Below are 11,228 nucleotides of genomic sequence, written 5' to 3' on the forward strand. Positions count from 1 at the left end.
TTAAACCTATAACATCTTATAATTAACTTGCAAAACGAGATGGTTCATATATGACACAAAATAGCATGTCTGTTGAGCGACTCGTTGTTGGCATGACATGCTTTGATCGAGCTGATATCAATAAAACCTCACTTGAAGTAGTAGCAAACCGTTTATTTTTTGAATGTGCAGCTTATTGCCACGACTTGCATAGCTCCGAGAATGAAACCTGGCTGGGTGATCCAATGGAAGTGGCATTATTACAAATGGCCAAGTCTTGTCTTCCAACATTTGAATCAGGTGTGCGTATGCATACTATACCGTTTGATTCCGATCGTATGCGTTTATCAATAGTGCAACAATATAATGCTGAGGTTAGACTATTCTGTAAAGGTGCACCTGAAAGCGTCCTCCCTTTATGCACGTCTATTTTGATAAACGGTAAATTAATACCTTTGAGTGAAACACATAAAAACAAGCTGATACAATTGCAGCTCGAAATGGCGGAGAAAGGGTTAAGAGTTCTAGCCTTTGCTTGTAAAAATATAGAGGCTGCCAAGGTTCATCTTGCGAGCGAAAGTGACTTAACTTGTTGTGGTTTAGTAGGACTTGATGATCCACCACGTCCTGAAGTCCCTGCAGCGATAGCACGATGTTTCGAAGCAGGTATTCGTATTATTATGATTACAGGTGATCATCCTAGTACAGCCGTAACTATTGCTCAAAAAATTAAATTGATCAGTGAAAATCATCCGTTGGTGATTACAGGTGATCAACTGCAACATTTTTCTTCGGCACAATTACAGTTAGCACTTGATAACCCGCAGATAATTTTTGCACGCGTCAAGGCCGAGCAAAAAATGCGTATTGTACAAGCCCTTAAAATGAAAGGACATATTGTGGCAGTGACTGGAGATTGTGTAAATGATGCACCTGCATTAAAATCTGCGCATATTGGTATTGCGATGGGAATGAGTGGCACTGATGTAGCGCGGTCAACCGCTGACATGGTCTTGTTAGATGATAACTTTGCCAGCATTGTCAATGGGATCGAAGAGGGGCGAGCAGTATTTGCTAATATTCGTAAATTTTTGACTTATGTACTCGCGCATAATGTGCCTGAGCTGATGCCTTATCTTGGTTTTGTATTGTTTAAAATTCCACTCGCATTAACTCCTTTACAAATACTGGCTATCGATATGGGATCTGATTCACTTACTGCATTAGGCTTAGGTGTCGAATCGCCCAATCCAGAACTAATGCGCATGCCCCCTAGACCGATTAACGAGCGTTTAATGAATCCATTTCTAGCCATGCGTGCCTATTGTTTTTTAGGGTTAATAGAAGCCATAGTGGCTATGGGCGCTTTTTTTTATGTACTAATTCGTGGTGGTTGGCATTACGGACAAGTATTAGCTCACAATAACCCCTTGTATTTACAGGCCACGACCGCATGTTTAAGTACGATTATTGTGATGCAAATTGTTAATGTATATTTGTGCCGCAGTACAAGGCGTTCTTTATTTTCCATCGGTTTAGGTGGTAATGCACTGATCACTTGGGGGGTCTTGCTGGAAATCATCATGTTGATAGTCATTAACTATACGCCACTAGGTAATTATTTACTGGGTACAGCCCCCTGCCATTATCAGTATGGGTATTTATTTTGCCCTTTCCGTTAATCATGTTAGTGCTTGAAGAGTTGCGCAAAGCATGGGTGCGTAGATAAAGGGGGGTGCAGAAATTTTTTCCTATATTGAAGTCGCTAAAAAATCAAACAAATCAGCATTAAGGCTGATTTGTAGTGTGGCCAACATCGAATAATCCTTTTCTGGAATATCGATTTTTAGTTTTCTTTGAAGTAATACGATTGGACAAAACATACTACAATTATAGATTAATAATATATTAGTAATGGAGTACTAATTAGGTCATCTCAATCAACTTACAACATGGGTTCTTATTTTATACTTAATTAAAGAAACAACCGGCAAGGAGTGAATTATGGCAAGCTCAAAAAAAATCAACCATGATAAAACCTCCATGAACGTAATGGACGTCATTTATAATCGTCGCGCAGTACGCAATTACTTCGCTACAAAAATTGACCAAGACCTCATCGATACATTACTTAATGCAGCCATCCAGGCCCCTACAGCAATGCATGAAGAACCATGGTCATTTGTGATTATTCAAAATAAAGATCTATTAAATCGCTTATCAGAAAGCACCAAAAAACTGATACTCGCTGAAGCGAACCATTCTGAGCCTCAAAAAGCAAAGCATATTATCGATTTGATCAAGCCAGCAGAGTTCAACATATTTTATAATGCTGGAACATTGATAATTATATATAGCAAATTCCATGGAAGTTTCGTCTCAGCAGATTGCTGGCTTGCTGCAGAAAATCTAATGCTTGCCGCCTATACAAATGGTCTTGGCACCTGTGTCATTGGCTTTGCAGTTTCGGCTCTGAACACTCATGAATGGAAAAGAGAATTAGGAGTTTCTGAAGAAATGACAGCCATAGTGCCGATTATCATAGGCTGGCCAGCTGGCAAGACACCACCTTCTCCTCGTAAATCTCCTGAAATACTTACCTGGAAATAATATGAAACCAAATTTTTCAGCAAGAATAATCTCTCTAGAGGAAATTTATGCCGCAAGTTATAAACTTGCCTTACTTATCATGAGATCGTCCTACGTTTTTGATACAGTCATTGCTATTGCACGAGGTGGATTTCCCATTGCACGCTTTATCTGTGATTTTTTAAACATTCATCATTTAGGTTCTGTACAAATTACACATTATACCGCCGGAGCTACGGAGGTAGAGCAAATGCAAATCATCGCTCCAGTTAATACAGAAGTCGAAGGCAAAAAAATATTGCTTATTGATGATGTCAACGATACAGGAAAAACATTAATCACTGCCCGTAACTATCTCCAGGCCATGCATCCTATCTTACTTAAAACAGCTGTAATCCATGAAAAAGCAAACACAATATTTAAAGTCGATTTTGTGGCCGAGAAAATAACAGAATGGAAGTGGTTAATCTATCAATGGGCAGTTACCGAAGATGTTCTTGCCTTTCTTTATAAAGATAATATGTTAGAAGAAAATGAAGAAGTTGCGCATGCTCATTTAGCTAAAAAATATAAGCTCAGCATTGATAAAAAATATTTTCATGACATTTTACAATTTAAAAAAAATTATTACAAAACGCCCTAAGCAGGAAGACTAAAATGCCAGAAAAATCTCAGTTACGAATTTTTTTAGGTGGCGATGTAATGACAGGTAGAGGTATTGATCAGATATTATCACATCCTGCTGAACCTCAAATTTACGAATCTTACATGCAAGATGCCAGAGATTATGTTGTGCTTGCTGAACACATTAATGGAAAAATCCCCCGCTTTATTCAGGGAGATTATTTATGGAACGATGCTTTAAAAGAACTAGATCACAGACAGCCCGATGTAAGTCTTATTAATTTGGAAACTAGCGTGACAAGTGATGGTACTCCTTGTATTAATAAAGCGTGTGCAGAACACTCCCAAAAGGTTAAAGATGTATAGTAAGAATAATCCTTAGCCTTTTCGTCGAGCTAATGAGACTTACAAGAACTTCGCAAAAAATTTCAAGGTCTTCGTTTTAGTTCATTTTTTTGCTGACGATCAACCACACTGACTACATTGTATAACATCCCTGCCAATAAAACCGTGATGTCATCCATAGTAATAATACCGATTAGCGATTTCTCCGCATCTACTACGGGCAAGCGACGCACTCCTTTTATTTTCATGAGTTCAAGACAATCGAACACACTATTATCTTCTTTAACCATTAATAATGAGCGAGTAACCAGGTCTTGGACCGTTAAAACTGTTGCTTCAAGCCCTACAGCCATAACTTCTACTACTAAATCACGATCAGTAACAATTCCAATTGGAATTCGTTGTCCTTTATTTTCTTCAACCAATATAACATCACCAACATGGTGTCGACGCATCAGTTCGGCCGCAGCTTTCACTGACTCATCACCATTCATTATAATCACATCTCTATTACAAAATTCACCAATCTTCATGATTGTCTCCTGAAATATTGAGTCATTTAATTTGAATCAATTAATATTTTAACCGTAGTTTAACTTCTACATTTTTGCTTAGTTTTAGATAAAAAGATTGATAATTTTTTATCAAATCTATTCCTCATACGTAAGCTAAAATTATAAAGACACTTCATTTGTATCACTTTCAAGAGATTTATGCTGTTGTTTTATCAAAATGAATGATGCTGTCAAATTGATAGGGTAAATGGGTAAAGAAATAGTGGCTGAGGCGCTCTGTTTCAGGCCGATAAATAACGCCTATAGCTCTTTTTTCCCACTATAGAGAGGACTTGATGATTCATTGAAGTAGCTTTAAGTATTTAACAAACCAGTTTTTTGCAAGTTTTGTTGCCTCATCAAGAGTTCCAGGCTCTTCAAATAAGTGAGTTGCACCGGGCACTATTTCCATTTTTTTTATGCAATTTAATTGGGACATCGCTTCTTTATTCATTTGAATGACTACTTCATCATTACCACCAATTATGAGTAAAGTAGGCGCCAGGACGTGTGTTAAAGACTCTCCAGCCAAATCCGGTCTTCCACCTCGTGAAACTACAGCATAAACGAAATCCGGCTTAAGTGCCGCAGCTACCAGAGCCGCACCTCCACCGGTACTCGCTCCAAAATAACCTATGGACAAAGAACTAAGTTGCTCTTGCCCCAAGCACCATTGGGTTGCATCAAGTAATCGTGATGCCAAAAATTCAATATCAAAACGAAATTGACGTGTACAACTATCAATCGCATCCTCATCTGGAGTGAACAAATCAAACAACAAAGTAGATAAGTGGGCGTCGTTTAAAACTTTGGCGACGTATTGATTGCGTACACTAAATCGACTACTGCCACTTCCATGCACAAACAATACCAATCCGCGTACTTCTTCGGGAAAATATAATATGCCATCAAGGGTAACATTACCGCTTGGTATTGTGATGCTGTGCTTTGTATTTAAAGTAAAATGAGCCATGATTCACCTGGATGAAGAGTGTATTGAATGGAATTTTTTTAATAATTCAATCACTTCGTTATCAGAAGTCTGAGGAAAATTTTCATACCATAAGCCTACTGCATAAAAATCGAGTGGTTTAAGTGGACAGACAATTCTATCAACTAAAGGAGCCATTTCTTCACAAGTTGAATGGGCGGCAACTGGAACAGCAATAATAATAGATTTTGGTTTATGCTTTCGGAGAACTTCTATTGCTGCCATCATAGTAGAACCTGTTGCCATTCCATCATCGACCAATATGACTATTTTTTCTTTAAGATTTGGAAATGGACTGCTACCCCGATATAAATATTCTCGACGTTGTAATTCTTCTCGCTCTTTTTCTATCACATTCTGTATGGATAGGCGATCGAGGTTTAATTGACTCATCAATGGTTCATTAAAAAAAACCGTATCTCCTGAAGCAATTGCTCCCATAGCAAGCTCTTCATGTCCTGGAAACCCTAATTTGCGAACAATGAAGACATCCAGAGTGACTGATAATGCAGTAGCAATCTCGAAGGCTACTGGTACTCCTCCTCGAGGCAAAGCTAAAATAATAACATTCGGTTTATTTGCATAGTCCTTTAGATATTTTGCTAAAATAACACCTGCTTCATATCTATCGATGAACTTATCCATTATTCACCTTGATTAAAGACAGTTGAATATATGGAAAATTATAGACCACCTTATTCAGATAGATAACAAAAACACTAATACAAACGTTATTTATTTTATACGATTCATTCATTTTTGGTCTAAAATTATACTGATAACTCTTACAACAACTAATTTAATAGATAAGCTTTCATAATTAATTTATGGATAAGGAGTTGAGACGATGGCCAGTTTAAAAAAATATCATCAAAGTGAAAATGTTATCAGTCCTTTCTTAAAACTTCAGCAAGAAGTAAGTCATGCAATGAATGATTTTTACGATTTGTTTGAACCCATGCGCATCGATTTGAAAAAATTCGAAAATATTAAACTTTCCCCAGCTCTAGATATCGTTGAAGATAAAGATTGTTTTAAAATTGAAGCTGAAATGCCAGGCATGAATGAAAAAGACATTACAGTAACTTTCAATGATAATAGGATAACTATTGAAGGTGAAAAATCTACATCTCAGAAAGATGAAAAGAAAAATTTTGTAAGTCGAGAAATTACTTATGGCCGCTATGAGCGTACGGTTTCATTGCCTTTAACTGCTGATGTAGACAAAGCAACAGCGTCTTTCAAAAAAGGCATGTTATGGGTAACTATTCCCAAAAAAGCTCAAAGCACAGCCAGCTCGAAATCAATAAAAATTGAAAAGGCTGAATAAATCACGTCAATTAAATCTTTTTCAAATGCAAACACTACCCTCTTTAGCAAGTGTTTGCATTTTTACAATTAATAATATTAATAATAATTAATATATCTTGCCTTTTGCATGTGCATGAACATACTAATTGCCTCATAAAGTAAATGTTAACAAAACATCTTATCATTGCCTCAAAACTTATGTTACTTAACTGAAACATAATTAAATGGTATCTAATAAATTACAGTAATCAGATCTATAATTTAGGCCATAGATGTCATAACTAATTATACGCACAAGGAGCCATTATAATGTATAAGAATATTATGCTAGCACTTGATGGGAGTAAGATATCTGAGTCCTTAGTAGACGAAGTAATAAAACTAACAAAAGGTCAGAACACTAATATGCGGATTATCCATGTTGTTGATGAAAGCTGTATTCGTTATGGAGGGCCTTCTTTTGACTATCTTTCAATTATTGCTACTTGGAAGGAGGATGGAGAAAAAATATTAGATAATGCTGCAAAAAAAATAGCAAAGCAATCATCTATCAAACCTGAGACAGCACTTTTGGAATTAAAGCCATTTCAGGGAAGAGTAGCTGAGGTAATTGTTGAAGCAGCAAAAGAATGGCCTGCTGATTTATTAATTATAGGCACGCATGGACGGCGTGGCTTTAGTCGTCTCTTTCTGGGTAGCGTGGCGGAGAATGTTGTTCGAATTGCCACAACACCAGTGCTTCTTGTACGCGATACTGATGCATAAGCAATAAGATAGAGTTTTTTATCTAGATATATATTTCATATAGATAGTTTGTTTAACAGAACTACCAATTTTGCTTGTACATTAAGTTTATATGTGACAATTATCTCATATTAGAAGGCAATTTAATTCAATCAAACTACTTTTTTAATTTATTGAAAAAGTTTAATTTATATGTTTTTACAGGAAGTTAAATTTGAAAAGAATTATTTTTTTAGGTTCTTTCCCTTATCTAATTCTAGCTACAATGACAGCTTCAGTTTGGGCTAAAAATACTCAAACAACATCCAGTTGTGATCCTTATAGCAATTATGCATGTTTGAATAGTTATTTAGGTGAAGATTTTATTACTCGTTTTTTTCGTTATTATAAATTGGAAATAGGCCATGCAGCAGCTCCTTCTGATCCTCATGCCCCATCCTCTCATCAAGTCGGTTGGCCAGAAACGCCAGAATCCACACCGCCTATGCCTTTTACTGAATGGCCTTATGGTGCTATTACTGCTTTAGGGGTAAGTCTACCTAATTCTGTTGATAGCCCACTAATGATTGGTATTGCGAATACCTCTACTGGAAAATGGTTACAAAAAAATCACATTCAAGTTTACGGTTGGGTCAATGGCGGAGGCAATGTGAGTACTAATACTGTAAAACCAGGAGGCAATGCTCCTATAGCTTATATGTATACGCCAAATACCATAGAGCTTGATCAAACAGTACTTTATATCGAACGCGTTCCCGACACAGTTCAAACAAGCCATATTGATTGGGGATTTAGACTATCAGAAATTTATGGTGAAAATTATCGCTATACCACTGCATATGGAATTGTCAGTGATCAACTTTTGAATAACAATTCGGTATATGGTTATGATTTTCCCATGGTGTATGGTGAACTATATATTCCTAATGTGGCTCAAGGATTACTTTTTCGAATCGGACGTTATATCTCAATTCCTGATATTGAGGCACAACTCGCTCCCAATAATTACATGTACTCACACTCTATGTCGTACAGCTTTGATAATTATACTAATGAAGGAGTCGTGGCAAGTTTGGCCGTTGCTAAAAATGTCATTTTCCAGTTAGGTCTAGTAGGAGGAACTGATACCGCGATTTGGAATATAGGGAAGAAAATAAAGAATCCTGCTCCCAATCCGTTGTATCCAAATTCAACATTCTTGAAAGATCCAGGAGCAAGACCGTCAGCAGTTGCTTGTGCCCGCTTTACGTGGAATGATGGTAAAGATACCTTTTACCCTTGCATGGATGGTATCAATAATGGGGTATGGGGTTACAACAATCTTCAGTGGTATGGATTCACTTATTACCATAAATTCAACAACCGTTGGCATATTGCATCTGAAATTTATATACTTCATCAAAACAACGTCGCTAATATCAACAACCCTCCTGCGGCGGCTGCCATTGCCGCAGGAGGAACGCCTTTTTCTCCACAATATATTCCGTTTAATGCGCCAAATGCAGCACAATGCAATAGCGCGTCTGCACTTACTTGTACTGCTTCAGTGTTAGCTACCGTGGCTTACATTAATTATCAATTCTCACCTCTTGATAATATCTCATTTCGGCCTGAATTTTATGACGATAAACAAGGACAGCGTACTGGTGTAAAAACTCGTTATCTTAACTTCGGTCTTGGTTGGCAACATTGGCTATCACCACAAATCGAGCTACGTCCGGAGATTGATTATGATTATGCGCTTGATAAGAATGCATTCAATGGTAATGTTAATGCGGGGATTATCCCAACCAAGCGATATACTGTTCTGGGAGCAATGGATGTTATCGCTCATTTCTGATTTTGGGCTCTTTAGTTCATTATGACTTGCAAGCTTCAGACAAGAAACTCTTTTGAGTGCCTTAACCTAATGCACCACATGCTGACAACATTCGATAAATCATTACTTTCTCCGTTATAATAAACCATTAAAAGTACCAATTCAGTTAAATGTGTGAAGTAAATAATCACTGATAGTTATTTGCGTATACTCTTATTGTAAATTATCTAACTATAGTCATCCTTTTAATTCTTTACTATTTCCTGGAACAAATATTTTGCATTTGCGAGTAGTTACCCTTATAGGGTCTTTGTTTACAACCTCAAATTACAAGGAATATATCTGTGAGTAATCATCAAGTAGTCGATCAATTAAATCGTCATCTTGCATTTTTAGCCCAAGATGAAAATAATCTCTCGTTATTAGTGAAAATTAGCGATCTTTATGTTGAATTAAATGATTTAAATTCTGCTCAAGAGTACCTTAATCGAGCTAATGCCATTGATCGTATTGCTTGCCTTGGATATCAAGGACTGTTGCATTTAAATATGGGACAATTTGAACAAGCAAAAAAACATTTTACTGAAGCGTTAAATTATCAAGACACTTCTGCATTACGTTATAACTTGGGGTTTGCTTATTTTATTACTTCCGATTTGGAAAATGCCGTCCGGATCTTATCGCCAATAATTGATAAAGAACACCACTTTGAAGCAATGCAACTTTTAGCACGCGCCTATCATGGCCAAGGAAAATTAGAGCAAGCAAGTACATTAATTAACACCGTACTCACACAAGATGACACTCATTCAGAAGCCTTAAGCATCTTGGCACTCTTACAATTTGATAACGATGAGAATGAGTTAGCACTGCAAACAGCAGAGCGCGCTTTAGCGATAGATCCAGATAATTATGATGCAAAATTAATCAAAAATATGTTAGGTTTGGTAGATCAAAAAACTTCTGCAGAAGATGTTGAACAATTATTACAAATCAATCCTGACGATTGTCGCTCATGGTTTACTTTAGGTAATGTGCACTTGGGTCAAGGTAATTTAAGTGACGCGGAAGAATGCTTGAAAAAAGCCCTGATAATTTATCCTGAATTTTATGATTGCTCTATCGCTTTGGGTTGGTGTTTATTACTGCAAGATAAAATGAAAGAAGCATTTACTATGTATCAAGCTGCAGCAACTACTGAACCTGAAATGGCAGATTCCTGGGGTGGGCTAGGATTAATTCATGCCTTAAAAGAAGAATTAAACAAAGCTCAAGAGTACATACAAAAATCGCTAACGCTAAATCCGGAATGCTTTCTTGCAGAAATCGCACAGGTTATTTATTACAACCATACCAATCCACTTCATGCCAAAGAACATTTGCTAACGGTATTAAAAAATACGCAAGTTCCGGTGAGTGAAAAGCTGGTATCAATCATTGAAGAAATGCACATACCGATACAGTTGCATTAAACGAGATCTCAGCAGAGACCCAATCCCACTGCCGTTAAGTTAAGCCAATTTTCTACTGCCTACGTCCCCAGAGTATGCCAATCGCACTTAATTTTGCAGGGTATTAAAAAATTAAATAACTCGCGCAAGCGCTCATTCACGTGAACGTTTGCCTGCCCGCTTGCGTTCCCGAAATAAGGTTGCACACAGTAACTACACTTCAGTAGAATACCACTACCAACTTGTGCCCATGGATGAACTCATAAAATGCAGTATTTTGATCATGAAAAGCTTGATGTATATCAAAAAGCTATTGAATTTGTTGTTCTGATTGAGTCCATCGTAAAGCAGTTCCCTAAAGGACGCGCTTATTTGATTGGTACTACGAATCGTTTCCATGTTGACCAAAATGGCTCGAATCACTTCGCAAACGCAAAACGGGCAGGCAAACGTTCACGTGAATGAGCGCTTGCGCGAGTTATTTAATTTTTTAATACCCTTCAAAATTGAGAGTTCAAAATTAAATGCGATTGCCATGGTCCCCAGAGGATTCTTTTGATAACGTTGCAAGTCGATTTTGGCATTTGCTAACAAAGCCTGATCACGCTTCAGATCTTCTTCATAATAACTGGAATCCATAATAACGCGCATTTTATTCATTCGTAAAGAATTTTTACGTTAGACCATTATTGCCACAGATAGCTAACTCTAATGAAAGTACCGTTCAGTCTCCTGATACATCCTTGTCAAAAACTGAAACAACTGTGAATCAAGCATCCAGCGATCATCTGGTGGCTGGTGTTCATTTTCCTGGGCACGTT

General features: G+C 37.1%; 14 protein-coding genes. 9 read left to right on the forward strand and 5 right to left on the reverse strand.

All coding sequences use genetic code 11. The features are described 5' to 3' along the window. Positions 1-50 precede the first annotated feature (50 nt). The 4 genes from QM652_RS12435 (at position 51) to QM652_RS12450 (ending at position 3,558) form a co-directional block, all read left to right on the forward strand. A complete protein-coding gene (locus tag QM652_RS12435; RefSeq protein ID WP_415076283.1) occupies positions 51-1,661 on the forward strand; it encodes a cation-translocating P-type ATPase in 1,611 nt (536 codons plus the stop codon). A gap of 322 nt (positions 1,662-1,983) precedes the next feature. Further along, entirely contained in the window at positions 1,984-2,589 is a 606-nt protein-coding gene (locus tag QM652_RS12440) for a nitroreductase family protein (RefSeq protein ID WP_415076285.1), read from the forward strand. 1 nt (position 2,590) lies between these two features. Continuing rightward, entirely contained in the window at positions 2,591-3,211 is a 621-nt protein-coding gene (locus QM652_RS12445) for a phosphoribosyltransferase (protein WP_415076287.1), read from the forward strand. A gap of 14 nt (positions 3,212-3,225) precedes the next feature. Continuing rightward, positions 3,226-3,558: a CapA family protein gene (locus tag QM652_RS12450; RefSeq protein WP_415076289.1), complete on the forward strand. Its 333-nt coding sequence runs from the start codon at positions 3,226-3,228 to the stop codon at positions 3,556-3,558. Between the two features lie 62 nt (positions 3,559-3,620). Here the strand turns inward: QM652_RS12450 and QM652_RS12455 are convergent, their stop codons facing one another. From QM652_RS12455 to QM652_RS12470, 4 genes are all read right to left on the reverse strand, one after another. After that, positions 3,621-4,070, reverse strand: coding sequence for a CBS domain-containing protein (locus QM652_RS12455; RefSeq protein ID WP_415076291.1), 450 nt, complete (start codon positions 4,068-4,070; stop codon positions 3,621-3,623). Positions 4,071-4,248: 178 nt separating this feature from the next. After that, entirely contained in the window at positions 4,249-4,356 is a 108-nt protein-coding gene (locus QM652_RS12460) for an erythromycin esterase family protein (RefSeq protein ID WP_415076309.1), read from the reverse strand. A gap of 36 nt (positions 4,357-4,392) precedes the next feature. Beyond that, positions 4,393-5,064, reverse strand: a complete 672-nt coding sequence (locus QM652_RS12465) for a dienelactone hydrolase family protein (protein WP_415076293.1) — start codon at positions 5,062-5,064, stop codon at positions 4,393-4,395. Positions 5,065-5,067: 3 nt separating this feature from the next. Then, positions 5,068-5,727, reverse strand: coding sequence for a phosphoribosyltransferase (locus QM652_RS12470; RefSeq protein WP_415076295.1), 660 nt, complete (start codon positions 5,725-5,727; stop codon positions 5,068-5,070). 202 nt (positions 5,728-5,929) lie between these two features. On the opposite strand from QM652_RS12470, the gene QM652_RS12475 reads away from it, so the two are divergent. From QM652_RS12475 to QM652_RS12495, 5 genes are all read left to right on the forward strand, one after another. Next, on the forward strand, positions 5,930-6,412 hold the full coding sequence (locus QM652_RS12475) for an Hsp20/alpha crystallin family protein (protein WP_415076297.1): 483 nt from the start codon (positions 5,930-5,932) through the stop codon (positions 6,410-6,412). Between the two features lie 290 nt (positions 6,413-6,702). After that, complete coding sequence (locus QM652_RS12480; RefSeq protein ID WP_415076299.1) at positions 6,703-7,158, forward strand: universal stress protein; 456 nt, start codon at positions 6,703-6,705, stop codon at positions 7,156-7,158. A gap of 193 nt (positions 7,159-7,351) precedes the next feature. Continuing rightward, positions 7,352-8,977 (forward strand): outer membrane beta-barrel protein, encoded by a 1,626-nt coding sequence (locus QM652_RS12485; protein WP_415076301.1) that lies wholly within the window; start codon positions 7,352-7,354, stop codon positions 8,975-8,977. A 323-nt stretch (positions 8,978-9,300) separates the two neighbouring features. Further along, complete coding sequence (locus QM652_RS12490; protein WP_415076303.1) at positions 9,301-10,428, forward strand: tetratricopeptide repeat protein; 1,128 nt, start codon at positions 9,301-9,303, stop codon at positions 10,426-10,428. A gap of 246 nt (positions 10,429-10,674) precedes the next feature. Further along, complete coding sequence (locus QM652_RS12495; RefSeq protein ID WP_415076305.1) at positions 10,675-10,872, forward strand: four helix bundle protein; 198 nt, start codon at positions 10,675-10,677, stop codon at positions 10,870-10,872. On the opposite strand, the gene QM652_RS12500 is transcribed toward QM652_RS12495, so the two are convergent. Next, positions 10,861-11,058 (reverse strand): hypothetical protein, encoded by a 198-nt coding sequence (locus QM652_RS12500; RefSeq protein WP_415076307.1) that lies wholly within the window; start codon positions 11,056-11,058, stop codon positions 10,861-10,863. The genes QM652_RS12495 and QM652_RS12500 overlap by 12 nt on opposite strands. Positions 11,059-11,228: the final 170 nt, after the last annotated feature.

This window comes from Legionella sp. (assembly GCF_047605385.1).
In the GTDB taxonomy this organism is placed as follows: Bacteria; Pseudomonadota; Gammaproteobacteria; order Legionellales; family Legionellaceae; genus Legionella.

What these genes read in the sequence shown, in the direction of transcription:
- QM652_RS12435 (WP_415076283.1), top strand. Translation starts at nt 51, where the DNA reads ATGACACAAAATAGCATGTCTGTTGAGCGACTCGTTGTTGGCATGACA.
- QM652_RS12440 (WP_415076285.1), top strand. Translation starts at nt 1,984, where the DNA reads ATGGCAAGCTCAAAAAAAATCAACCATGATAAAACCTCCATGAACGTA.
- QM652_RS12445 (WP_415076287.1), top strand. Translation starts at nt 2,591, where the DNA reads ATGAAACCAAATTTTTCAGCAAGAATAATCTCTCTAGAGGAAATTTAT.
- QM652_RS12450 (WP_415076289.1), top strand. Translation starts at nt 3,226, where the DNA reads ATGCCAGAAAAATCTCAGTTACGAATTTTTTTAGGTGGCGATGTAATG.
- QM652_RS12455 (WP_415076291.1), bottom strand. Translation starts at nt 4,070, where the DNA reads ATGAAGATTGGTGAATTTTGTAATAGAGATGTGATTATAATGAATGGT.
- QM652_RS12465 (WP_415076293.1), bottom strand. Translation starts at nt 5,064, where the DNA reads ATGGCTCATTTTACTTTAAATACAAAGCACAGCATCACAATACCAAGC.
- QM652_RS12470 (WP_415076295.1), bottom strand. Translation starts at nt 5,727, where the DNA reads ATGGATAAGTTCATCGATAGATATGAAGCAGGTGTTATTTTAGCAAAA.
- QM652_RS12475 (WP_415076297.1), top strand. Translation starts at nt 5,930, where the DNA reads ATGGCCAGTTTAAAAAAATATCATCAAAGTGAAAATGTTATCAGTCCT.
- QM652_RS12480 (WP_415076299.1), top strand. Translation starts at nt 6,703, where the DNA reads ATGTATAAGAATATTATGCTAGCACTTGATGGGAGTAAGATATCTGAG.
- QM652_RS12495 (WP_415076305.1), top strand. Translation starts at nt 10,675, where the DNA reads ATGCAGTATTTTGATCATGAAAAGCTTGATGTATATCAAAAAGCTATT.
- QM652_RS12500 (WP_415076307.1), bottom strand. Translation starts at nt 11,058, where the DNA reads ATGCGCGTTATTATGGATTCCAGTTATTATGAAGAAGATCTGAAGCGT.